This window comes from Dactylosporangium maewongense (genome assembly GCF_039531485.1).
GTDB classification, from domain to species: domain Bacteria; phylum Actinomycetota; class Actinomycetes; order Mycobacteriales; family Micromonosporaceae; genus Dactylosporangium; species Dactylosporangium maewongense.
Genome location: NZ_BAAAQD010000024.1, coordinates 113,100 through 136,004, shown reverse-complemented (window position 1 = coordinate 136,004; position 22,905 = coordinate 113,100). Strand labels below are relative to the sequence as shown.

Annotated in this window: 22 protein-coding genes; 15 read left to right on the top strand and 7 right to left on the bottom strand. The window is 72.0% G+C overall.

Annotated features, from left to right (window positions below):
* Nucleotides 1-89: 89 nt before the first annotated feature.
* Genes argS through thrC form a run of 4 tightly spaced genes read left to right on the top strand, consistent with a single transcriptional unit; the run spans nucleotide 90 to nucleotide 5,472 of the window.
* Nucleotides 90-1,748, top strand: a complete 1,659-nt coding sequence (gene argS / locus ABD332_RS44485) for an arginine--tRNA ligase (protein ID WP_344510354.1) — start codon at nucleotides 90-92, stop codon at nucleotides 1,746-1,748.
* Between the two features lie 4 nt (nucleotides 1,749-1,752).
* Entirely contained in the window at nucleotides 1,753-3,138 is a 1,386-nt protein-coding gene (gene lysA / locus ABD332_RS44480; RefSeq protein ID WP_344510352.1) for a diaminopimelate decarboxylase, read from the top strand.
* 8 nt (nucleotides 3,139-3,146) lie between these two features.
* Entirely contained in the window at nucleotides 3,147-4,418 is a 1,272-nt protein-coding gene (locus ABD332_RS44475; protein WP_344510461.1) for a homoserine dehydrogenase, read from the top strand.
* A 4-nt stretch (nucleotides 4,419-4,422) separates the two neighbouring features.
* Nucleotides 4,423-5,472 carry a threonine synthase gene (thrC, locus tag ABD332_RS44470; RefSeq protein ID WP_344510350.1) on the top strand — a complete coding sequence of 350 codons (1,050 nt, stop codon included), beginning with the start codon at nucleotides 4,423-4,425 and terminating at the stop codon, nucleotides 5,470-5,472.
* A 142-nt stretch (nucleotides 5,473-5,614) separates the two neighbouring features.
* Here the strand turns inward: thrC and ABD332_RS44465 are convergent, their stop codons facing one another.
* The 3 genes from ABD332_RS44465 to ABD332_RS44455 are packed head-to-tail and all read right to left on the bottom strand — an operon-like array spanning nucleotide 5,615 to nucleotide 7,899.
* Nucleotides 5,615-5,827 carry a type II toxin-antitoxin system antitoxin gene (locus tag ABD332_RS44465; protein ID WP_344510348.1) on the bottom strand — a complete coding sequence of 71 codons (213 nt, stop codon included), beginning with the start codon at nucleotides 5,825-5,827 and terminating at the stop codon, nucleotides 5,615-5,617.
* A gap of 11 nt (nucleotides 5,828-5,838) precedes the next feature.
* Complete coding sequence (locus ABD332_RS44460) at nucleotides 5,839-6,672, bottom strand: SPFH domain-containing protein (protein WP_344510346.1); 834 nt, start codon at nucleotides 6,670-6,672, stop codon at nucleotides 5,839-5,841.
* A 30-nt stretch (nucleotides 6,673-6,702) separates the two neighbouring features.
* Nucleotides 6,703-7,899 carry an MFS transporter gene (locus ABD332_RS44455; RefSeq protein ID WP_344510344.1) on the bottom strand — a complete coding sequence of 399 codons (1,197 nt, stop codon included), beginning with the start codon at nucleotides 7,897-7,899 and terminating at the stop codon, nucleotides 6,703-6,705.
* A 41-nt stretch (nucleotides 7,900-7,940) separates the two neighbouring features.
* Here ABD332_RS44455 and thrB point away from each other — a divergent pair, with 41 nt between their 5' ends.
* The 3 genes from thrB to ABD332_RS44440 all read left to right on the top strand — a co-directional run bounded on the left by thrB (nucleotide 7,941) and on the right by ABD332_RS44440 (nucleotide 11,604).
* Complete coding sequence (gene thrB / locus ABD332_RS44450) at nucleotides 7,941-8,888, top strand: homoserine kinase (RefSeq protein ID WP_425552390.1); 948 nt, start codon at nucleotides 7,941-7,943, stop codon at nucleotides 8,886-8,888.
* A 291-nt stretch (nucleotides 8,889-9,179) separates the two neighbouring features.
* Entirely contained in the window at nucleotides 9,180-11,351 is a 2,172-nt protein-coding gene (gene rho / locus ABD332_RS44445) for a transcription termination factor Rho (RefSeq protein ID WP_344510340.1), read from the top strand.
* Between the two features lie 61 nt (nucleotides 11,352-11,412).
* Nucleotides 11,413-11,604, top strand: coding sequence for a hypervirulence associated TUDOR domain-containing protein (locus tag ABD332_RS44440; protein WP_344510338.1), 192 nt, complete (start codon nucleotides 11,413-11,415; stop codon nucleotides 11,602-11,604).
* On the opposite strand, the gene ABD332_RS44435 is transcribed toward ABD332_RS44440, so the two are convergent.
* A complete protein-coding gene (locus ABD332_RS44435; RefSeq protein WP_344510336.1) occupies nucleotides 11,601-12,503 on the bottom strand; it encodes a phosphatase domain-containing protein in 903 nt (300 codons plus the stop codon). The two genes, ABD332_RS44440 and ABD332_RS44435, sit on opposite strands and share 4 nt — an antisense overlap.
* On the bottom strand, nucleotides 12,503-13,561 hold the full coding sequence (locus ABD332_RS44430; RefSeq protein WP_344510334.1) for an RNA ligase: 1,059 nt from the start codon (nucleotides 13,559-13,561) through the stop codon (nucleotides 12,503-12,505). Before ABD332_RS44430 ends, ABD332_RS44435 begins: the two co-directional genes overlap by 1 nt.
* Before the next feature lie 231 nt (nucleotides 13,562-13,792).
* On the opposite strand from ABD332_RS44430, the gene rpmE reads away from it, so the two are divergent.
* From rpmE to ABD332_RS44415, 3 genes are all read left to right on the top strand, one after another.
* A complete protein-coding gene (gene rpmE, locus ABD332_RS44425) occupies nucleotides 13,793-14,014 on the top strand; it encodes a 50S ribosomal protein L31 (protein WP_344510332.1) in 222 nt (73 codons plus the stop codon).
* A gap of 111 nt (nucleotides 14,015-14,125) precedes the next feature.
* Entirely contained in the window at nucleotides 14,126-15,232 is a 1,107-nt protein-coding gene (prfA, locus tag ABD332_RS44420; RefSeq protein WP_344510460.1) for a peptide chain release factor 1, read from the top strand.
* A gap of 128 nt (nucleotides 15,233-15,360) precedes the next feature.
* Nucleotides 15,361-15,567, top strand: a complete 207-nt coding sequence (locus tag ABD332_RS44415) for a hypothetical protein (RefSeq protein ID WP_344510330.1) — start codon at nucleotides 15,361-15,363, stop codon at nucleotides 15,565-15,567.
* Nucleotides 15,568-15,965: 398 nt separating this feature from the next.
* On the opposite strand, the gene ABD332_RS44410 is transcribed toward ABD332_RS44415, so the two are convergent.
* Nucleotides 15,966-17,504, bottom strand: a complete 1,539-nt coding sequence (locus ABD332_RS44410; protein WP_344510328.1) for a GGDEF domain-containing protein — start codon at nucleotides 17,502-17,504, stop codon at nucleotides 15,966-15,968.
* A gap of 55 nt (nucleotides 17,505-17,559) precedes the next feature.
* Between ABD332_RS44410 and prmC the strand changes: the two genes are divergently transcribed.
* The 3 genes from prmC to ABD332_RS44395 are packed head-to-tail and all read left to right on the top strand — an operon-like array spanning nucleotide 17,560 to nucleotide 19,651.
* A complete protein-coding gene (gene prmC / locus ABD332_RS44405; RefSeq protein ID WP_344510458.1) occupies nucleotides 17,560-18,429 on the top strand; it encodes a peptide chain release factor N(5)-glutamine methyltransferase in 870 nt (289 codons plus the stop codon).
* 7 nt (nucleotides 18,430-18,436) lie between these two features.
* Nucleotides 18,437-19,075, top strand: a complete 639-nt coding sequence (locus tag ABD332_RS44400) for an L-threonylcarbamoyladenylate synthase (protein WP_344510456.1) — start codon at nucleotides 18,437-18,439, stop codon at nucleotides 19,073-19,075.
* Between the two features lie 6 nt (nucleotides 19,076-19,081).
* Nucleotides 19,082-19,651, top strand: coding sequence for an arsenate reductase/protein-tyrosine-phosphatase family protein (locus tag ABD332_RS44395; RefSeq protein ID WP_344510326.1), 570 nt, complete (start codon nucleotides 19,082-19,084; stop codon nucleotides 19,649-19,651).
* Nucleotides 19,652-19,716: 65 nt separating this feature from the next.
* Here ABD332_RS44395 and ABD332_RS44390 read toward each other — a convergent pair whose 3' ends face one another.
* Nucleotides 19,717-21,210, bottom strand: a complete 1,494-nt coding sequence (locus ABD332_RS44390) for an SDR family oxidoreductase (RefSeq protein ID WP_344510324.1) — start codon at nucleotides 21,208-21,210, stop codon at nucleotides 19,717-19,719.
* A 44-nt stretch (nucleotides 21,211-21,254) separates the two neighbouring features.
* Between ABD332_RS44390 and ABD332_RS44385 the strand changes: the two genes are divergently transcribed.
* The gene (locus ABD332_RS44385; RefSeq protein ID WP_344510322.1) at nucleotides 21,255-22,505 is read left to right on the top strand and encodes a serine hydroxymethyltransferase; all 1,251 of its coding nucleotides are present in this window, start codon (nucleotides 21,255-21,257) and stop codon (nucleotides 22,503-22,505) included.
* Complete coding sequence (locus ABD332_RS44380) at nucleotides 22,502-22,900, top strand: Cg1360 family ATP-synthase-associated protein (protein WP_344510320.1); 399 nt, start codon at nucleotides 22,502-22,504, stop codon at nucleotides 22,898-22,900. Before ABD332_RS44385 ends, ABD332_RS44380 begins: the two co-directional genes overlap by 4 nt.
* Nucleotides 22,901-22,905: the final 5 nt, after the last annotated feature.

The window sequence follows — 22,905 nt, the reverse complement described above, 5'->3', positions numbered from 1 at the left end:
TCAATACCGCCGGAGCGGCCGTCCCGCATTGTGACCAGCAGAACGGGCCTCCGCCAAGTACCGGAGTCTACCCCCGATAGCATTTGTCGGTGACTCCCGCTGAACTCGCCGTAGCAGTCCTCGAAGCCGCCCGGGCGGCGCTTACCGAGCGTGACCTCGACGCGTCCGTTCTTCCTGCGACGACCAGCGTGGAGCGACCGCGAAACCCGGAGCATGGTGACTATGCGTCGAATATCGCCCTGCAGTTGGGCAAGAAGGTCGGGCTGAGCCCGCGCGACCTGGCCGCCGCCGTCGCGAAAAACTTGCAGGAAACTCCCGGGATCGATGCCGTGGAGATCGCCGGACCGGGTTTTCTCAATATCCGGTTGTCGGCGGCCGCCGCCGGTGAGCTGGCGCGGATCGTGGTGGAGGCGGGCCGCTCGTACGGGCGAAGCGAGACCCTCACGAAGGAGAAGATCAATCTCGAGTTCGTGTCGGCGAACCCCACCGGGCCGGTCCACCTGGGCCACACCCGCTGGGCCGCGGTCGGCGACGCGCTCGGCAGGATCCTGTCCGCGGCCGGCGCGGACGTGACCCGCGAGCACTACATCAACGACGCGGGCGTGCAGATGGCCAGGTTCGGCGAGTCGGTGCAGGCCGCGGCCAACGGCCAGCCGACGCCGCCCGACGGCTACCCCGGCGAGTACATTCAGGACATCGCACGGCAAATCGTCCGGGAAAATCCGGACATCCTCGACAAGGACCAGGCGGAGCAGGCCGCAGCCTTCCAGCAGGAGGGCTACACGGCGATGCTCAAGGAGATGCAGGACAGCCTGGAGCGCTTCGGCGTGCACTTCGACGTCTGGTTCTCCGAGAAGACCCTGCACGACGGCGGCGCGGTCGAGCACGCCCTCGACGAGCTGCGCAAGCAGGGGCACATCTTCGAGGCCGACGGCGCGATCTGGCTGCGCACCACGGACTTCGGCGACGACAAGGACCGGGTGCTCATCCGGTCCAACGGCGAGAAGACCTACTTCGCCGCCGACGCCGCGTACTACATCAACAAGCGCGAGCGGGGCTTCGACCGCTGCATCTACATGCTGGGCGCGGACCACCACGGGTACATCGGGCGGCTCAAGGCGATCGCGGCGTGCGCCGGCGACGACCCGGAGCGCAACATCGAGGTGCTGATCGGCCAGCTGGTCAGCCTGCTGCGCGGCGGTGAGCCGGTGCGCCTGAGCAAGCGCGCCGGGACGCTGATCACGCTCGACGAGCTGATCGAGGTCGTGGGCGTCGACGCCGCGCGGTACTCCCTCGCGCGCTCCTCGACCGACTCGCCGCTGACCTTGGACATCGAGGTCATCACGCGGCAGAAGAACGACAACCCGGTCTTCTACGTCCAGTACGTCGGCGCCCGCACCGCCTCCGTCGCCCGGAACGCCGCCGACCTCGGGCTGCACCGGACCGACACGTACGACCCGGCGCTGCTCGTGCACGAGAAGGAGCTCGACCTGCTCAAGGCGCTCGGCGACTTCCCGGCCGTGGTCGCGACCGCGGCCGAGCTGCGGGAGCCGCACCGCGTGGCACGCTATTTGGAGGAGCTCGCGGGCGCCTACCACCGCTTCTACGACAACTGCCGGGTGCTGCCGCAGGGCGACGAGCCGATCTCCGAGACCAACCGGGCCCGGTTGTGGCTCAACGACGCGACGCGTCAGGTCATCGTCAACGGGCTCGACCTGCTCGGCGTCTCTGCACCGGAACGGATGTAAGCCAATGCGCGCACATGAAGCCGGAGCGCTGCACGGGGAACTGGGCTTCAGCGGCCCGTCCTGGCTGCGCACCCCCGACGACGTCAACGCCCTCGTCCCGCAGTTGTGGCCGAAAACGGTCAAGCGCACGCAGGACGGCGCGATCGAGGTCGGATCGGTAGATATCCGAAAGATCGCCGACGAGCACGGCACCCCCGCGTACATCTTCGACGAGGCCGACTTCCGCGAACGCTGCCGGAAGTTCAAGGAGGCCTTCGGCGGCGCCGAGGTCTTCTATGCCGGCAAGGCGTTCATCGCCACCCACATCGTCCGGATCCTTGTCGAGGAGGGCCTCTCGCTCGACGTCTGCACCGGCGGCGAGCTCGCGGTGGCGCTCAGGGGCGGCATGCCGCCGGAGCGCATCGGCCTGCACGGCAACAACAAGTCCGTCGCCGAGCTGACCAGGGCCGTCGAGGCCGGGGTGGGCCGGATCATCGTCGACTCGTTCGACGAGATCGAGCGTCTGAGCGCCATCGCCAAGCGCACGGGCACCCGGCCGAAGGTCATGGTCCGGGTCACCGTCGGCGTCGAGGCCCACACCCACGAGTACATCGCCACGGCGCACGAGGACCAGAAGTTCGGCTTCTCGCTGTCCGGCGGCGCCGCCGCCGGCGCCGTCGACAAGATCCTTGCCGAGGACAGCCTCGACCTGCGCGGCCTGCACTCGCACATCGGCTCGCAGATCTTCGACACGTCGGGGTTCGAGGTCGCCGCCCGGCGGCTGCTGTCGCTGCAGGCGCAGATCAACGAGCAGCACGGCGTCGAGCTGCCCGAGCTGGACCTCGGCGGTGGGTTCGGCATCGCGTACACCACCCAGGACACGCCGGCGGAGCCCGCCGACCTCGCGGCGAACCTGATGCGCATCGTCAAGCAGGAGTGCGCGGCGCTGCACCTCAGCGTGCCCCACCTGTCGATCGAGCCGGGCCGGGCGATCGTCGGACCGGCGATGTTCACCCTCTACGAGGTCGGCACGGTCAAGGACGTCGACGGGATCCGCGCGTACGTGAGCGTCGACGGCGGCATGAGCGACAACATCCGCACGGCGCTCTACGACGCGGCATACTCCGCGACCGTGGCGGGCCGGTCCTCCGCCGAACCGCCGATTCTCGCCCGCGTGGTGGGAAAACATTGCGAGGCCGGGGACATCATCGTGAAGGATGAGTTCCTGCCGGCAGACGTTCAGGCCGGAGATCTTCTTGCGGTGCCGGGCACAGGGGCCTATTGCCGCAGCATGGCGAGCAACTACAACCACGTCCCCCGTCCACCGGTCGTGGCGGTGGTTGACGGGGAATCGCGGGTGATCGTCCGCCGGGAGACCGAGGACGACCTGCTCAACTTGGACGTGGGGTGACCATGAGTGTGAAGGTGGCGCTGCTTGGCTGCGGGACGGTCGGCGCGGAGGTCGTCCGGCTCCTCCACGAGCACGAGCGGGACCTGACGGCCCGCATCGGCGCGCCGCTGGAGCTCGTCGGGGTCGCCGTGCGGCGCGCCGGCCGGGCCCGCGACCTGCCGATCGACCCGTCGCTGTTCACCACCGACGCGCTCGGCCTGGTGAAGCGCGACGACGTCGACGTGGTCGTCGAGGTCGTCGGCGGCATCGAGCCGGCCCGCACGTGGCTGCTGGAGGCGCTGCACGGCGGCAAGAGCGTCGTGACGGCCAACAAGGCGCTGCTCGGCGAGGACGGTGCGACCCTGCACAAGGCGGCCGCCGAGGCCGGCACCGACCTGTACTACGAGGCGTCCGTCGCCGGCGCGATCCCGCTGCTGCGCCCGCTGCGCGACTCGCTGCACGGCGACCGCATCACCCGCGTCACCGGCATCGTCAACGGCACCACCAACTTCATCCTGTCCTCCATGGACAGCACCGGTGCCGGCTTCGCCGAGGCCCTCGAGGAGGCGACCGCGCTCGGGTACGCCGAGGCCGACCCGACCGCCGACGTCGAAGGCTTCGACGCCGCCGCGAAGGCCGCGATCCTCGCGTCGATGGCGTTCCACACCCGGGTCACCGCCGCCGACGTGCACCGCGAGGGCATCACCGAGGTCACCGCCGCCGACATGGCCAGCGCGAAGGCGATGGGCTGCACGATCAAGCTGCTGTGCATCGCCACCAAGCTCGACGACGCCGTCTCCGTGCGCGTCCACCCGGCGATGATCCCGCGGACCCACCCCCTCGCCGGCGTCGGCGACGCGTTCAACGCCGTCTTCGTCGAGGCCGAGGCCGCCGGCCAGCTCATGTTCTACGGCCGCGGCGCCGGCGGCGCGCCCACCGCGAGCGCCGTCCTCGGCGATCTGGTGGCCGTGTCGCGCAACCGGCTCGCCGGCACCCACGCCGCCTCCGAAAGCGCGTATGCCGACCTTCCGGTCCGTCCGATCGGCGACGCGCTCACCAGGTATCACATCTCGCTGGACGTCGCGGACAAGGCAGGCGTCCTCGCCGCCGTCGCGGGCGTCTTCGCCAAACACGGGGTCAGCATCGCGACCGTCAACCAGTCGGGCCGCGGCAACCAGGCCGTGCTGGTCATCGTCACGCACGCCGCCGCGGACCGCGCCCTCGCGGCCACCGTCGCCGAGCTGCGGGCCCTGGACATCGTTCGCGCCGTGGCGAGCGTCCTGCGTGTCGAAGGGGAGTAGCGCCATGTGGCGTGGATTGATCGAAGAGTTCCGCGACCGGTTACCGGTCGGACCACAGACTCCGGTGGTGACCCTGCACGAGGGCAACACGCCCCTGCTGCCCGCGCCGGAGCTGTCGTCGCGGACCGGCTGCGACGTGTTCCTCAAGGTCGAGGGCGCCAACCCGACCGGCTCCTTCAAGGACCGGGGCATGACGGTGGCGGTCTCCAAGGCCGTCGAGGAAGGTGCGAAGGCGATCATCTGCGCCTCCACCGGCAACACGTCGGCGTCCGCGGCCGCGTACGCCGCCCGCGCCGGCATCACCTGCGCCGTCCTCGTCCCCACCGGCAAGATCGCCCTCGGCAAGCTCGCCCAGGCCCTCGTGCACGGCGCCCGCCTCCTGCAGGTCTCCGGCAACTTCGACGACTGCCTGGCGCTCGCCTCGAAGCTCTCCCTCGACTTCCCGGTCTCCCTGGTCAACTCGGTCAACCCCGACCGCCTCCAGGGCCAGAAGACCGCGGCGTTCGAGATCGTCGCCGGCCTCGGCGACGCCCCGCACATCCACTGCCTGCCCGTCGGCAACGCCGGCAACATCAGCGCCTACTGGATGGGCTACCAGGAGGACCACGCGGCGGGCAACGCCAGCCGCCGCCCGCGCATGTTCGGCTTCCAGGCCTCGGGCGCCGCCCCGATCGTCAACGGCGCCGTCGTCCGCGAGCCGTCGACGATCGCCACGGCGATCCGCATCGGCAACCCCGCCTCCTGGACCAAGGCCGTCGACGCCCGCGACGAGTCCAACGGCGTCATCCAGGCCGTCACCGACCGCGACATCCTGCAGGCCTACCGCCTGCTGGCCCGCTCGGTCGGCGTCTTCGTCGAGCTCGGCAGCGCCGCCTCCGTGGCGGGCCTGCTCCAGGCCAGCGCCCAGGGCCTGATCGAGCAGGGCCAGACGATCGTCTGCACCGTCACCGGCCACGGCCTGAAGGACCCCGAGTGGGCCATCTCGACCGCCCCGGCCCCCACGACGATCCCCGCCGACGCCCTCGCCGCCGCGAAGGCCCTCGACCTCGCCTGATCCTTCTTCATGGCCAAGGTCCGCGGTGGTGCGGACCGTGGCTCCCGCGGTCTCCGGGCCGGGGCCCAGCTTGCGCCGGGCCCTGGCCCTCTCCGTCCGCGTCCACTTCCCTCATGATCCGGAAGACCTTGTGCACCCCTGGCTACACGGACTCTTCCGGATCATGGGAAACGGCGTCGGTGTCGTCGCCGGGAGCGGGGGAGGAGCGGGGCGGCCGGCCGGCCTGGCGCAGGGCCAGGCGCAGGGCGAACTCGATCTGCGCGTTGACGCTGCGCAGATCGTCCGACGCCCAGCGGGCCACGGCGTCGTAGACCTGCGGGTCGAGGCGCAGGAGCAGCTTCTTGCGTTCGGCCACGAGCGGGGACCTCAGCTGTACAGCGAGCCGGTGTTCACGACCGGCTGGACGTTGCGGTCGCCGCAGAGGACGACGAGCAGGTTGGCCACCATCTGGGCCTTGCGCTCCTCGTCCAGCTCGACGACCTCCAGCTCGCGCAGGCGGTCCAGGGCGCTCTGCACCATGCCGACCGCGCCCTCGACGATTTTGAAGCGGGCGCCGACGATGGCGCTGGCCTGCTGGCGGGCGAGCATGGCCTGGGCGATCTCCGGGGCGTACGCCAGGTGGGTGATGCGCGACTCGAGCACCTCGACGCCGGCGAGGGCGGCCCGCTCGCTCAGCTCGACCGTGAGCTCCTCGCTGACCGCGGTGCCCTCGCGGAGGCTGGTGCGGCCGTCGTCGTGCGTCTCGTACGGGTAGCTCGTCGCCAGATGCCGGACGGCTGCCTCGGCCTGGACGGCGACGTACGAGATGTGGTCGTCGACGCCGAAGGACGCCTTGAACGTGTCGACGACGCGCCAGACGACGACGGCGGCGATCTCGACGGGGTTGCCGTCGGCGTCGGAGACCTTCAGGCGGGCGGTCTCGAAGTTGCGCACCCGGAGCGAGACGCTGCGCTTCGAGCTCAGCGGGACGGTCCAGTGGAAGCCGGCGGTGCGGATCGTGCCGACGTAGCGGCCGAAGAACTGCACGACCCGCGACTGGTTCGGGTTGACGACGGTGAAGCCCGTCATGAGCAGCACGGCGGCCGTGGCCGCGACGGCGACCAGCACGCCGGTGTGGTCGACCGCGGCCGCGGCGCCGACCGCGGCGACCAGCACGAGCAGGATCAGGAACCCGGACACGCGGAACGCACGTCGCTCCATGACAGCCTCCCAGCTATCGAAGTGATATCACTACGATACCGCAAAGCGGAGCCGCCTGGTGACCACCGTCCAGCCGGCCGCGTAGATGAGCGTCACAGCGCCGCAGATGGCGGCGAGCAGGCGAGGATCGACCCGGTCGATGAACGCGCCGACGATCAGCTGCGACGCAGCGACCGACAGCAGCGCGAGCATGACGTCGGTGGCGAAGATGCGGCCCCGCAGCGCGTCGGGGATCTCGGCCTGCAGTGCGAAGTTGGACATCGTCCAGTTGCCGCCGCCGGCCAGGTGCGCGAGGGTGACGCAGGCGAGGACCAGCGCGAACCAGGGTGCGGCGCCGACGGCGAGGTACATCAGCCCGAAGAGCGACATCGACACCGCCATGCCCGGCAGCAGCCACGAGGGGTGGCTGAGCACCCGCCGCAGCACGAACGGGCCGACGAGCGCGCCGAGGCCGCGCGCCGCGAAGAGCAGCCCCACGCCCGTCGAGCCGAACCCGTGCGCCGCGGCGAGCAGCGGGAAGGTGGTCAGCACGCCGTTGCCGAGGCCGGCCGCCGCCTTGACCGTCACCAGCGAGGCCACCCGCGGGCGTTTGCGGATGTACCGCAGCGCCTCCCCGATCTCCGGCTTCGCCGTCGCGACGGTGACCTGCAGCGGCCGGTGGACGCGGACGATCTGGACGGCCGACAGGAAGCACAGGGCGCTGGAAAGGGCGAAGCACCAGTACGGGCCGACGACGGCCGACGCGATGCCGCCCAGCGACGCGCCGACGACGAGCGTGGTGCCCCAGGCGGCGCCGGACAGCGCGTTGGCGGTGGGCAGGTCGTCGGCGTCGACGACGTTGGGCAGGGCGGCCGAGGCGGCCGGGACGAAGAACGCCTTCGCCACCGCGATGACGCCGATGAACAGCACCGCCAGCCACGCCGCCGCCGCGGTGCGCACCAGCAGCAGCGCGAGCGTGGCGACGGCCATCGCGATCTCCGCGGCGATGAGGATCCTGCGGCGGTCGAACCGGTCGGCGATGACCCCCGCGTACGGCTGCAGCAGCGCGATCACGCCGACGTCGGCGGCCAGCACGAGCGCGCCCCACAACCCGGAGCCGGTCAGCTGCAGCAGCAGGGTGAGCAGCGGGATCTGCACGAACCAGTCGGCGCCGAGGCCGATCAGGTCCGCCGTGAACAGGCGGCGGAAGTCGCGGTTGCGGACCAGGATCGACAATGTGGGCGGCACCGGCCCACCCTAGGGGGTGCCGCGACGGGCGTGATCTCATTATTGGTATGGCCCTGCTGTCCACTCCGGTCACCGTCCGCGTGCCCGCGACGAGCGCGAACCTGGGACCCGGCTTCGACGCGCTCGGGTTGGCCCTGTCGCTGCACGACGAGGTCGAGGCGCGGGTGACCGGCCACGGGGTGACCGTCGAGGTGATCGGCGAGGGCGCCGGTGAGCTGCCCGGCGACGAGACGCACCTGGTCGTGCGGGCCATGCGGCGGGTGTTCGACGAGCTGGGGGAGCGGCCGGCCGGGCTGGCGCTGCGCTGCAACAACCGCATCCCGCAGGCCCGCGGCATGGGCTCGTCGTCGGCCGCGATCGTGGCCGGGGTGGTCCTCGCCCGGGCGCTGGTCAGCGACGGCGCGGAGCGGCTCGACGAGCAGGGCCTGCTGCGCATCGCCGCCGAGCTCGAAGGGCACCCGGACAACGTGGCGCCGTGCCTGCTCGGCGGGGTGACGATCGCCTGGACCGAGGATGCCGGTGCCGCCGCCGTACGGGTGGATCCCGCCGCGCCGGTCCGGCCGTTCGTCTTCGTGCCGGAGTCGCGCGGGCTGACCGAGGTGGCCCGGGCCGCGCTGCCGGCGACCGTGCCGCACGCCGACGCCGCGCTCAACGCCGGACGGGCCGCGCTGCTCGTTCATGCGATCACCGTCGATCCGTCGCACCTGTTCGCGGCCACGGAGGACCGGCTGCACCAGGGATATCGGGCGCCGTCCATGCCCGGCAGTGCGGACCTGGTCGCGTCGCTGCGGGCCGAGGGCGTCGCGGCCGTCATCTCGGGCGCGGGGCCGAGCGTCCTGGCGCTGACCGGCGACAACTGGACGCCCTCCGCGGTGCCCGGCTGGCGGGTGCTGCCGCTCGATGTCGATCTGGTGGGTGCCCTCGTCGGTGTTGACCTGGTATGGGGTACGCTGGAACACGCCGATCGGGACCCTGTTGCCGCTGGCTAGCCGAGTTGTTTACTCTCTAGTCCTACAGCAGCCGCTCCGTGCGGCGATCTCATGCGGGGCGGCGTGCTCCGATTTCCGTGGCACCCCTTTGCGCACGCCCGGCCGCCAACCCGCGTTTCCAGTGATCGCGCGCGCACGGCTGGGTCAGGCCGCAGATGGTGGCGCCCGGCTCACCGCACAGCGCTGCAACACCTCCCGCACCGCTGCCAGGCAGCGAGGTGGGAGCCCCCGGGCCGCCCGGCCACCGTGTCTCGTCTCCGGGCATCCCGGCCTAACGAGGGAAGGAATCCATTGAGCGACACCACCGACGTCACGTCGGATGTCTCGAGTGACCGCGCCGCGGTCGAGACCGACGGCGCCGAGACCGGGGCGACGCGTCGGCGCCGCTCTGGCACCGGGTTGTCCGGCATGCTGCTGCCTGAGCTGCAGAGCCTGGCCGCCTCGTTGGGCATCTCCGGCACCGCGCGGATGCGCAAGGGTGAGCTGGTGACGGCCATCCAGGAGCGTCAGTCCGGCGAGTCCCGCCCGGCGCCCGCCGCCGCGGCTGCCGAGCAGGCCGCTCCCGCCGTCACCGGTCGGGTCCGTGCCGGGGCGCGTGCCGCGGCGCGCGCCGCCGAGCCGTCGGAGCAGGACTGGCCGTCCGCCACCCAGGGCGCGGCCGAGGCACCCGTCACGCGTTCCCCTCGCCGGGCCACCCGGGCCGCCGGCCCGCCGGAGCCGCGCGCGACCGCCGCCACCGAGGCCCCCGCGACCGCCGCCGAGCAGGCTCCGGCCGCGGTGGAGAAGGCCGCCGAGCCGGCTGCCGAGACCACCGAGCGCCCGGCTCGCACCCGTTCGCGCGCCGCCGCCTCTGCCACGGCCGCCGAGCGCACGGAGCGCACGGAGCGCACGGAGCGGGCCGACCGCACCGAGCGGGCCGAGCGCGGTGACCGGACCGAGCGCGCCGAGCGCACGGACCGCGCCGAGCGGGCCGAGCGGAGCGAGCGCACCGACCGCGCCGAGCGCGGCGACCGGACGGAGCGGGGTGAGCGGACCGAGCGCGGCGAGCGCACCGAGCGGGCCGAGCGCAACGACCGCGGCGACCGCACCGAGCGCGCTGACCGCAACAGCGGCGCCGACCGCAGCGGTGGCGAGCGCACCGACCGCGCCGGCGGCGACCGCAACCAGCGCGGCAGCTTCAACGACGAGGACGGCGACGACGACGGCACCGGCCGCCGCGGCCGCCGCAGCCGCTTCCGGGACCGCCGCCGCGGCCGTGACCGCGACGGCGAGGTGCAGCCGACCGGCGCCGCGGGCGCCCGCGGTGGCAACGAGCCGCAGGTCAGCGACGACGACGTGCTGGTGCCGGTCGCCGGCATCCTCGACGTGCTCGACAACTACGCGTTCGTGCGGACCACCGGCTACCTGTCCGGCTCCAACGACGTGTATGTCGCGATGTCGCAGGTCAAGCGCTACGGGCTGCGCCGCGGCGACGCCGTGACCGGTGCCGTGCGCCAGCCCCGCGACGGCGAGCAGCGGCGCGACAAGTACAACCCGCTCGTGCGCCTCGACACGGTCAACGGGATGGACCCGGAGGAGGCCAAGCGCCGCCCCGAGTTCTACAAGCTGACCCCGCTCTACCCGCAGGACCGCCTGCGGCTGGAGACCGAGCCGCACATCCTCACCACCCGCGTCATCGACCTCGTCATGCCGATCGGCAAGGGTCAGCGGGCGCTCATCGTGTCGCCGCCGAAGGCCGGCAAGACGATGGTGCTGCAGTCGATCGCCAACGCGATCACCCGCAACAACCCGGAGTGCCACCTGATGGTGGTCCTGGTCGACGAGCGGCCCGAAGAGGTCACCGACATGCAGCGGTCGGTGAAGGGCGAGGTCATCGCCTCGACGTTCGACCGGCCGCCGACGGACCACGCCACGGTCGCCGAGCTGTCGATCGAGCGGGCGAAGCGCCTCGTCGAGCTGGGCCACGACGTCGTCGTGCTGCTCGACTCGATCACCCGGCTCGGCCGCGCATACAACAACGCGTCGCCGGCGAGCGGCCGCATCCTGTCCGGTGGTATCGACTCGACGGCGCTCTACCCGCCGAAGCGGTTCCTCGGCGCGGCCCGCAACATCGAGAACGGCGGCTCGCTGACGATCATCGCCACCGCGCTGGTGGAGACCGGCTCGACCGGTGACACGGTCATCTTCGAGGAGTTCAAGGGCACGGGCAACGCCGAGCTCAAGCTCGACCGGAAGATCGCCGACCGGCGCATCTTCCCGGCGATCGACATCGACCCGTCCGGCACCCGCAAGGAAGAGATCCTGCTGGCGCCCGACGAGCTCGCGATCGTCATCAAGCTGCGCAAGGTGCTGCACGCGCTCGACTCGCAGGAGGCGCTCAACCTGCTGCTGGACCGGCTGAAGAAGACCCGGACCAACGTCGAGTTCCTCATGCAGATCGCCCAGACCACACCGGGCGAGTAAGGCGACCATTCGAAAGCCCCCGTGGACGTGATCCACGGGGGCTTTCGGGTACCTGTACACCATGAAACGAGGCGACAAGGTGCGCTGGCGGTCGCACGGCAAGACCGTCAACGGCACCGTCATCCGCAGGATCACCGGCCGCACGCAGGCCGCCGGCCGGACCGTCGCCGCTTCCGAGCGCGAGCCGCAGTTCGTGGTGCGGAGCGACGAGACCGGGCGCGAGGCCGTACACAAGCCGGAAGCCCTGAACTAGAAGTTGCCCTCCGCGACCTGGAAGACGGTCAGGCCCAGGGCCCGCCACATCCGGACCACCTGCTGACGGTCGTCGAAGACGCCGACCACGTGATACCGGCTGCGGATCTCCTTGTCGAAGATCTCCTGCTTCACGATGCTGTCGCGCCGCTGGTCGCCGGTGACACGCATGAACAGGCCCGCGTACGGGACGCCGACGTGCTCGTCCAGCCACGCCGCCGTGTCGTCGCGGCAGTCGTCGGTGCGGCCGCTGCAGTACACGATCTCGTGCCCCGCCGCGTGCATCGCCCGGACCGCCGCGATCACGGGCGCGTTGGGCAGGTCGGTGCGGACCCGGCTGACGTCGTACGGGCTGCGGTCGGCGATCAGCGCGACCGTGCCGTCGATGTCGACCAGCACCACCCGCGGCGCGTCCGGCGGCGGCTCGTACGTCACACCGGGGTCGGTGTCGAGCACCGGCAGCGACAAGGGCAGGGCGCGGCCCGCCAGGTACCGCTGATGCATGGACCGGATCGCCTCCTCACCGACGTGACCGGGGCCCTCGCGCAGGGCGTCGCGCCGGACGCACTCGTCGACGGGCACGTCGGTGAAGTCGCGCACGGTGAAGGCCGCGCCGTGCTTCGCCGCCAGCTCCGCCAGCTCGCGCACGACCCGGGACCGCAGGTTGGTGTCGTCGCACACGACGTCGGCGCCGCCGAGCAGCAGCGCGTCGATCGCGGCGTGGTGCGCCTGCGTGACCTCCTTCTCGGCCCGGCCGCGCAGCGTGTCGTCGGCGACCCGGCCGCCGTGCATCATCGCGCGGAGGTCGTCGCGGTTCACGCGGACCAGCCCCGCCTGCTCACGCGCCCAGGTGGTCTTGCCCGAGGCGGGCAGCCCCCGGGTGATGGTCAGCGACGCCATCAGCTCTCCTCCGTCACCATGGGCCGGACCCGCTGCCAGAGCAGGCCCCGGTAGTCCTTGTCGTCGAGGCGCAGGAACAGGCAGCTGCGCGCCGGGTGCTTCGCGACCGCGAGCGCGAACTCCTTGCGCCCCCAGCCGTCGGGCAGCGTAGCGACGGTCGCCTCGTACGCCGACTCGACCTCGGCCGCGAGCGCCGCCGCCTCCTCGCGCAGCCCGTCGGCGATCCTCGTGGCCCACACGTGGAACTCGTCGGGCAGCGGCTCCAGCAGCGCGTCGAGCGTGCCGGCGCCGGCGGCCTCCCACACGACCCGCGCGTTGAGCCCGGTCACGATGCGGTGCAGCCGCACGTACTCCGAATACTTGATCTTCAGTCTGGTGTCGGTGCCGGTGAAATGCACGACGAGGCCCTCGCGGTTGTCGCGCGGCGGCGCGGCGAGCGCGTCGGCGAGCGTCGCGTGGTCGAACGTGTCGACGACCGGGCCCGGCCAGCCGGGCACCATCTCCGGGCCGTGGCTGCGGCCCGTGGCGATCTCGACCGCGCCGAGGAGCACGAGGTCGTCGAGGCCGTCGTAGTCGAGCACGATCCGGTTCGACGGGTAGATGATCTCCACCAGCACTGTGAGGCCCTCCGGCGGCGTGAAGCGGCCGGCGTACCGCCGGCGGAACAGCGCCGTCGCGTGCCGCGCCTGCTCCGAGTCGAACGAGCCGCGGGTCGCGAACGCCCAGCCGTCCGGCGTCGGGTACATGATGCCCAGCGAGCCGTCGGCCTTGTCGGTGACGCGCACCGGACCGTCGAAGTCCATCTCGGGCACGCCCGGCTGGCCGTGGTTGAAGAACTTCGTGAACGGCCGCGCCAGGATCATGCCGGTCTCGGCGTGCGCGACGAGGCCCCGGCACGCGAGCGTGGCCGCGTTCCAGACGTTCTCGTACTGCGCCTTCTCGGTGTAGTTGTGGATCAGCAGGGGCAGCGAGGGGTGGCGCTGGGTGCGCACGAAGCCGCCGCCGGCCATCTCGGCCAGCAGCGCCGGGTCACACAGTGCGTCGATGTGAAGGCTCATAGCACGGGCCAGGGTAGGTGAGCCGTGCTCGCCTTATTCGCGTGTACTTGGGTGCAGCGCGGTTACCATGCTTCGCTCGCTTCGGCGGCGGGAATGCCGGCGGGGGGAGTGGCGTTACAGACACCGGTTGAGGTGCCGTGACCCGGTCATGGCAGACTTGACCGACGGCCAGACCAGGTTCCGGTTCACGCCATACGGCGACCCGGCGACCACGACGAAAGGACGGCGGCCATGAAGCCGGACATCCACCCGCAGTATGCGACCACTGAGGTCACCTGTTCCTGCGGCAACGCTTTCACCACCCGCAGCACCGCCAAGGGCGGCACGATCCACGTGGAGACGTGCTCCGTCTGCCACCCGTTCTACACGGGCAAGCAGCGTGTGCTCGACACGGCCGGCCGGGTCGCGAAGTTCCAGCAGAAGTACGCGAAGGTCCAGGCCAAGAAGGCCTAGCTGCGCCTCCGGCGCCCGCACCACCTCTGTCTGGCACGGGGGTCGGTGCGGGCGCCGACTTCGTCTTTGGCCGTTTTCCCCTCGTGGGATTCTCTTGTGGGGCGCGAGACAATGAGCACCGACACCTCTTCAGGGCAGCGACTGCAGGCGCTTCTCGCCGAATACCAGGAGCTCGAGCAGAAGCTCGCCGACCCGAGCATCCACGCCGACCAGGGCTTGGCCCGCAAGACCGGCCGGCGCTTCGCCGAGCTGTCGCCGATCGCGAAGACCTCCGGCGAGCTCGACGCGGCCCGCGAGGACCTCGCGGCGGCCCGCGAGCTGGCCGCCGAGGACCCGGCGTTCGGCGGTGAGGCCGACGAGCTGGAGGCGCGCATCCCGCACATCGAGGAGCGCCTGGCCGAGCTGCTCGCCCCGCGCGACCCCAACGACGCCAAGGACATCATCCTGGAGGTCAAGGCGGGCGAGGGCGGCGAGGAGTCCGCCCTGTTCGCCGGCGACCTGCTGCGGATGTACATGCGCTACGCCGAGCGCCACGGCTGGCAGACCGAGGTCCTCGACTCGCAGGAGTCCGACCTGGGCGGCTTCAAGGACGTCGCCGTGTCCATCAAGACCCGCGGCATCCCCGAGGCCGGCAACGGCGTCTGGTCCAGGCTCAAGTGGGAGGGCGGCGTCCACCGCGTCCAGCGCGTGCCGGCCACCGAGTCGCAGGGCCGCATCCACACCAGCGCCGCCGGTGTCCTCGTCACCCCCGAGATCGAGGAGGCGGGCGAGATCGAGGTCGACGCCAACGACCTGCGCATCGACGTCTTCCGCTCCTCGGGCCCCGGCGGCCAGAGCGTCAACACCACCGACTCCGCCGTCCGCATCACGCACCTGCCGACCGGCATCGTCGTCTCCTGCCAGAACGAGCGCTCCCAGCTGCAGAACAAGGACCGCGCGATGCGCATGCTCAAGGTCAAGCTGGCCGCCCTCGCCGAGGAGCAGGCCGCCGCAGCGGCAGGCGACGCCCGCCGCTCCCAGGTGCGCACCGTCGACCGCTCCGAGCGCATCCGCACCTACAACTACCCGCAGAACCGCATCTCCGACCACCGCATCGGTTACACGGCGTACAACCTGGACCTGGCCATGGCCGGTGACCTCGACGGCGTCCTGGACGCCCTGGCCGACGCCGACCGCAAGGCCCGCCTCGCAGGTGACGACCAGCTCAGCCGAGGGTGATGCGGGTCTAACGCAGACGTCACATTGCGGAAACGGTGCAGGGGCAGCCTGGAGTCAGGTAGCGTTTCGAGCCGGACGACCTTACCGATCGTGATCACGCTGCCGAGCCGAGCCTCCGGAGGGACGCCATGCCATCGTCGCCCGTCGACCTGTCCACAGCCCCACGCGTAGTGGTCGGCACCGCTGCCGACCTGATCTACAAGGTGGGTCTGTCGATGCTCGGCGCCGACCGCATGCCCACCGCCAAGGCCAACGCCTGGGCCGCCGTCTGCGCCGACCAGGAGCGCGCCCGCATCCGCGAGGAAAACGCCCGCATCCTGCACGCCGTCCGCTGACCCGCTCCTAACTCCTTTCCTCACGCTGCCGCCCCCTCCCAATTCCGAAATATCCGGCACTCAGGGGAACTGTCGGCACCCCCGACACCTCGCCAGCATCCCACCTGGCCTCTCGCGCAGCGCATCTTCCGGATCATATGGAACCGCTCCGGTACCGCCCGGTCAAGCAGGCGATGTTCATCACTACCTCATGATCCCGTGCGGTTCTGGTGGTCAGGACTGCCGAACTGATTCGGGACTGCCCGGAGTTTCCGTGATCCGGTAGAGATTGTGTAGTCAGGGGTGCACAAGGTCTTCCGGATCATGGGGGAGGGCAGTGCGGCGCGGAGCGGCGCATTGGGGTGCGGGTGAGAATCCCCGCCGGGACCCGCCGCGCAGCGGTGGGGCGGAAGCACGGCTCAGCTGGCGGCGCGGGGGCGGGGGGTTTTGGCGCGCAGCATGGCGTGGTCGGCGGCTTCGAAGGCTTCGGCGACCGACTCGAAGTCCTCGCCCGACAGGCCCGCCCAGCCGATGGTGACGCCGACGGGGGTGCCCGGGACGAGGGCGTGCCAGTCCTCGGCGGCGACGGCGGCGACGATGCGGCGCTGGATCTCGCGGGCCTCGGCGGCCGAGGTGGTGGGCAGGACGACGACGAACTCGTCGCCGCCGTAGCGGGCCACGAAGTCGCCCTTGCGCATGACGCGGTTGAGCACGCCGGCGACGCGTTGCAGGACGAGGTCGCCGGAGAGGTGGCCGTGGCGGGTGTTCACCTGCTTGAAGCCGTCCAGGTCGCAGACGCCCAGGACGGCGTGGCCGCCGGTGGCGACGAGCTTGGTGACGTGCTCCTCGAGGTAGCGGCGGTTGGGCAGGCCGGTGAGGGGGTCGGTCTGGGCCTCGCCGCGGTGGAAGTCGACGCGGCGGACCAGGTCCTCGTGGTCCAGGAGCGCGGCGATGCCTTCCACGAAGAGGTCGCGGAGCCGGTCGGGCTGCACGTTGGCGACGTGGAAGGCGTGGCGGTCGGCGTGGTACGCCGAGCGGTAGTCGCCGGTGCCCAGATGAGCCAGGGCGCGGAGGCGGTGCTGCTCGGCGGCGCCCAGGGACTCGTCGCTGACGTGGGCGGTCTCCAGGCGGGCGACGGCCTCGATCGGGCGGCGCTCGGCGATGGCCTTGCAGACGGCGCCGAGGGTGCGCAGGTCGCGGGCGCGGGTGGACATCCCGGCGGACTCCAGCAGCGGCCACGGGTCGACGTCGGTGACGAGGCCCTGGATGCCGAGGGTGCCCAGGCGCAGGACCGCGTAGCCGAGCGCACCGCGGGCGATGGGGCGCAGCTTGTCGAGGTCGTTGTCCTTGTGCTTGCGCTCGAGGTCGCTCACGACGTCGCGCAGTATGCGCTGGCAGCCCTCGCTGTCGCCGAGGTGGTCCAGCTCGACGGCGTGCAGGAGGCGGATCTGCGGGGTGGCGAAGTCGGTGTTGGCGGTGGCGACCCCGACCTCGGCGGCGACCTCGCGGGCCTTCTCCATGGCGGCGTTCGCGTGCTCGTGGAAGCCGGTGTACGAGTAGGCCATCGCCAGGTTGTGCCAGCCCCACGCGGTGGTCTCGTCGGTGAGCTCGACGGCGCCGAGGGCCCGCGAGCCGTGCACGAGCGCGCGGACGCAGCGGTCCAGCGAGCCCGCCCGCAGGGCGACGATCGCGGCGAGGGCCTGCAGCTCACCGTACTGCGCCGGGTCCTGCACCTGGCGGGCGGCGGCGAGGCCGGCGTCGAGGGCGGCCGGGTAGTCCTCGGCGCTGCCCATGTTGATCAGGGCGATGAGCCGCAGGGTGAGCGCCTCGACGCGGTCGTGCGGGGGCTGGTCGCCGGCCAGGATGCGGTCGATGACCGTCATCGCCTCGCCGAGGTGGTCGTCGAAGATCAGGCGCCGGGCGCGGGTCAGCTCCGACGTGCGGTCTGCCACCGCCATCGGACCCTCCTTTCGCGCGCCCCATGATTATGGGGTGCACAGCACCGAAGATGACATGCCGGACGGCGAAACCGCCACGCTTTCCGTGGTGATCGCGGCCGCCACCCGCGCGCTGGACCTCGCGGGGGTGGCGTCGCCGCGGGTCGACGCGGAGCTGATCGCCGCCCACGTGCTGGGAATCTCCAGGTCGCGGCTGCTGACCGCACCCTTGCCGGACGCGGGACAACGGGCGCGGATCAGCGACCTCGTCGGCCGGAGGAGCGCGCGGGTTCCGTTGCAGCACCTGACCGGCACGGCGCCGTTCTACGGGCACGAGCTCGCGGTCGGCGAGGGCGTCTTCATCCCACGGTTCGAGACGGAGCTGCTGGTGGAGTGGGCGCAGAAGGCGCGGCGGCAGCTCGTACAGACGCCGAAAACGACAATCGTGGACCTCTGTGGCGGGTCGGGAGCCATCGCCATCGCGATGCGGGACGCGGGCACCGACGTGTGGTGCGTGGAGCGGAGCCCCGCCGCGCTGCGGTGGCTGCGGCGCAACGTGGCGAGCCTGGCACCGGACGTCCACGTGGTCGAGGGCGACGTGACCGACCCGGCCACCCTGCGCGAGCTCGACGGCACGGTCGACCTGGTGTTGAGCAACCCGCCCTACGTCCCGGAAGGCGTGCCGGTCGACGTGGAGGTCTCGGTGTACGACCCGCACGACGCCGTGTTCGCGGGCGGCGACGGCCTGGCGCTCATGCCGGGGCTCGTCGACCGGGCGGCCGGGCTGCTGCGGCCCGGCGGACGGCTGGGGATCGAGCACGACGACAGCCACGGCGAGACGCTGCCGGCGCTGATCCGCGCGACCGGGCGCTTCGACGAGGTGACGGACCACCGCGATCTCGCCGGACGCCCGCGCTTCGTCACCGCCCGGCGGGTGGCAGACTAGCCGCGTGATGCTCTACGACTGCAGCCAGCTTGCCGAGCGCGACCGTGGGATCGCCGCCGCGATCGAGGCGGTGGGCCGCGGCGACCTGGTCGTCATGCCGACCGACACGGTTTACGGCATCGGCGCCGACGCGTTCAAGTCCTGGTCGGTCACCGCGCTCAACAACGCCAAGGGCAGCTCCGCGCCGGTGCCGGTGCTCGTCGGCTCCCGGCACACCCTCGACGGGCTCGTCTTCGGGCTGCCGCAGGCGGCGCGCGACCTCGTCGACGCGTTCTGGCCGGGCGCGCTCACGATCGTCGTGGAGCACGCGCCGAGCCTGCAGTGGGACCTCGGCGGCGGCGACGGCACGGTCGCGGTGCGCATGCCGCTGCACCCGATCGCGCTGGAGGTGCTGCGCGAGACCGGACCGATGGCGGTCTCGTCGGCCAACAAGCAGGGCCAGCCGGCGGCGGAGACCGCGGCGGAGGCCCGCGACCAGCTGGGCTATTCGGTGAGCGTCTACCTGGAGGGCGGCCCGTGCCCCGAGCCGGTCGCCAGCACGATCATCTCGGTGACCAACAGCGAGCACCGGGTGCTGCGGGCCGGCGCGATCCCGATCGAGAAGCTGCGCGAGGTCGTGCCGACCCTGATCGGCCTGGAGGACTGAGGCCGCATGGCGCCGTTCAGCGTCCTGTGCGTGTGCATGGGCAACATCTGCCGGTCGCCGATGGCCGAGCGGCTGCTGGTCGCCGACCTCGCCGCCCTCGGCGCGCCGCCTGACCTGGTCTATGTCCACGGCGCGGGCACCGGCGGATGGCACGCGGGGGAGCCGATGGACCCGCAGGCGGCCCGGCAGGTGCTCGCCCGGGGCGGCGACACCGCGGGCTTCCGCGCCCGCAAGCTGCTGGCCGAGCACGTCGACGCCTCGGATCTGGTACTGACCGCGACGGCCGAACAGGTCGACTTCGTGGTGTCCCTGCGGCCGGACGCGGCGAGCCGGACGTTCGTGTGGGGGCAGTTCGCGCGCCTGCTGCCGGCGGTGGTGGCGGACCTGCCCGCGACCGCCGACGTGTACGACCGTGGCGTGGCGCTCGTCGACCTGGTGGACAAGGCCCGCGACGAGGTGCGTGACGAGGACGACCTGGCCGATCCGTGGGGCCGCCCCGACGACTTCTTCGGCATCGTCGCCGACCAGGTCCAGGCGCTGACCCGCCCCCTCGCGGCGGCGCTGCTCAGCCGCTGACCGCGTGCCGGCGAACGGCGGCGCTGCTCAACCGCTGACCGCGTGCCGACGAACGGGGAAGCTGGTCAACCGCTGACGTCCGCGGTCTCGGTCAAGGGCAGGCGCTCGGCCGAGCGGGCGATGTTGCGCGCCATGCCGCCGAAGACGACCGCGTGGAAGGGCGCGACGGCGAGCCAGTACAGGTGGCCGGCAAGTCCGCGCGGCAGGAAGACGGCGCGCTGCTCGTACACCAGCCGCCCCCGCTGATCGAGCGCCACGCGCATCTCGAGCCAGGCCTGACCCGGAAGCTTCATCTCCGCGCGCAGCCGCAGCAGCTCGCCCGGCACGATCTCCTCGACGCGCCAGAAGTCCAGCGCCTCGCCGACGTAGAGGCGGTGCGGGTCGCGGCGGCCGCGGCGCAGCCCGACCCCGCCCACGAGCCGGTCCAGCCAGCCGCGGACCGACCAGGCGAGCGGGAAGGAGTGCCAGCCGTTCTGCCCGCCGATCGCCTCGATGACGCGCCACAGCTGGTCCGGCGCGGCCTCGACGGTCCGGCTGCGTTCGTCGCGGTACACCGTGCCGCCGGACCACGCGGGATCCGACGGCAGCGGGTCGCTCGGCGCGCCCGGGAGCGCCGCGTTGGCCCAGCGGGTCTCCACGTCCGCGTCGCGGATCCTGCGCAGCGCGAGCCGGACGGCGAGGTCGAAGCCGGTGAGCCCGTCGTGCGGGTCGGGCACGAACGCGGCGATGTCGTGCTCGCGGCAGACCGCCTCGTGGATGAGGCTGCCGACGAGCGGGCGGGCGATCCGGTTGGGCACCGGCGTGACCAGGCCGACCCAGTGCGACGACAGCCAGGGAGTGAGCGCCCGGACCGGCAGCACGGTCCGCGGCGGGAGGCCCGCGACGACGGCGTACCGCCGCATCATCTCGGCGTAGGTGAGCACGTCGGGACCGCCGATGTCGAACGCCCGGTTGAGCGGCACGGGGAAGACGGTGGCGGCGGCGACGAGGTAGCGCAGGACGTCGCGGATCGCGATCGGCTGGATCCGGTTGTGCACCCAGCGAGGAGTGATCATGACGGGCAGCCGCTCGGTGAGGTACCGCAGCATCTCGAACGACGCCGAGCCGGAGCCGATGATGACGGCCGCGCGCAGCACGACGGTCGGCACGCCGCTGCGCAGGAAGATGTCGGCGACCTCGCCGCGCGAGCGCAGGTGCGGCGAGGCGGTCTTCTCGCTCGGCGCCGGCCCGCCCAGGTAGACGATCCGCTGCACGCCGGCGTCGACCGCGGCGACGGCGAGGTTGAGCGCGCTGAGCCGGTCGACGTCCTCGAACGCCGCCTGCCCGAGCGCGTGGACCAGGTAGTAGACGACGTCGACGTCGCGCATGGCGTCGGTGAGGCGCTCGTCCTGCTCCTCCACGAGGTCGCCCTGCACGATCTCGACGCGGCCGGCCCACGGCACGTCCCGCAGCCGCCGTGGGTCGCGGGTCAGGCAGCGGACCTCGTGGCCCGCGGCGAGGAGACGGGGGACCAGCCGGCCGCCGACATACCCGGTCGCGCCGGTCACGAGGCATCGCATGACTTCATGCTTACCCTGCGCTCATGCCCCCTAGACTCGTTTTCATGGGCGACACCTACTGGGGGCCGGACTTCGACGCGCTCCGCGAGACGGACCCGCAGATCGCCGACGTCGTCCTCGACGAGCTGCAACGCCTGCGCGGCGGCCTGCAGCTCATCGCGAGCGAAAACTTCACCTCGCCCGCGGTCCTGGCCGCGCTGGGTTCGACGCTGACCAACAAGTACGCGGAGGGCTACCCGGGCCGCCGCTACTACGGCGGTTGCGCGGCCGTCGACCGGGCCGAGGAGCTCGCGATCGAGCGGGCCAAGGCGCTGTTCGGCGCCGAGCACGCCAACGTCCAGCCGCACAGCGGCGCGAGCGCCAACCTCGCGGCGTACGCGGCGCTGCTGATGCCCGGCGACACCGTCCTGGCGATGGAGCTGCCGCACGGCGGGCACCTCACCCACGGCAGCAAGGTCAACTTCTCCGGCAAGTGGTTCAACACGGTCGGGTACCCGGTGCGCCGCGAGGACGAGCTGATCGACTACGACGAGGTGCGCGACCTCGCCCTCAGCCACCGTCCCGCGATGATCATCTGCGGGGCCACCGCCTATCCGCGGCTGATCGACTTCGCCCGCTTCCGCGCGATCGCCGACGAGGTCGGCGCCTACCTGATGGTCGACGCGGCGCACTTCATCGGCCTCGTCGCCGGCAAGGCGATCCCGTCGCCGGTCGAGCACGCCGACGTGGTCAGCTGCACGACGCACAAGGTGCTGCGCGGCCCGCGCGGCGGCATGCTGCTGTGCCGGGAGTCCCTCGCGCAGCGCATCGACAAGGCGGTCTTCCCGTTCACGCAGGGCGGGCCGCTCATGCACGCGGTCGCGGCGAAGGCGGTCGCGCTGCACGAGGCGGCGCAGCCGGCGTTCGCGGACTACGCGGCCCAGGTCGTGCGCAACGCGCGGGCGCTCGCCGCCGGGCTCGAGGCGCAGGGGATGCGGCCGGTGTCCGGCGGCACCGACACCCACCTGGCCCTCATCGACCTGCGCGGGCTCGGGATCACCGGGCGCGACGCCGAGGAGCGCTGCGACGCCGCGGGGATCACGCTGAACAAGAACGCCATCCCGTACGACCCGGAGAAGCCGATGACCGCCTCCGGGGTGCGGGTCGGCACGCCGTCGGTGACGACGCAGGGGATGGGCGAGGCGGAGATGGCCGAGATCGCCGAGCTGATCGGCGGCGCGATCCGCGGCGAGCAGGTCGGCGACCGGGTGACCGAGCTGGTCGGGCGGTTCCCGGCGTATCCTGCTCCACTGTGAGGAAGCGACTGCAGCACCTGCCGACCGCGTTGATCGCGATGGGCGGCCTGCTCGTGGCCGCCGCGCCGCTCGCCTGGTGGCGTGACGGCGGCACCGGCGCGCTCGGCGCCCTCGCCGGTGTGGCGCTCGTCATGCTGAGCTACACCGTGTCGAGCCTGATCATCGCGGTGACCGACCTGCGGGCCCGGCACCTGCTGATGCCGGTGGCGCTCGGCACGTACATCCTGAAGTTCGCGATCATCGGCGTCGTCATGTGGATCGTGGCGGAGACCGGCTGGGGCGGCCTGCCGTGGCTGGGCGCGCTGGTGATCGCCGGGACGCTGATCTGGGTCGCCGCCCAGGCGGTCTGGGTGTGGCGGGCGAAGATCCCCTACGTGGAGATCGAGCCCTCCTAGCAGCG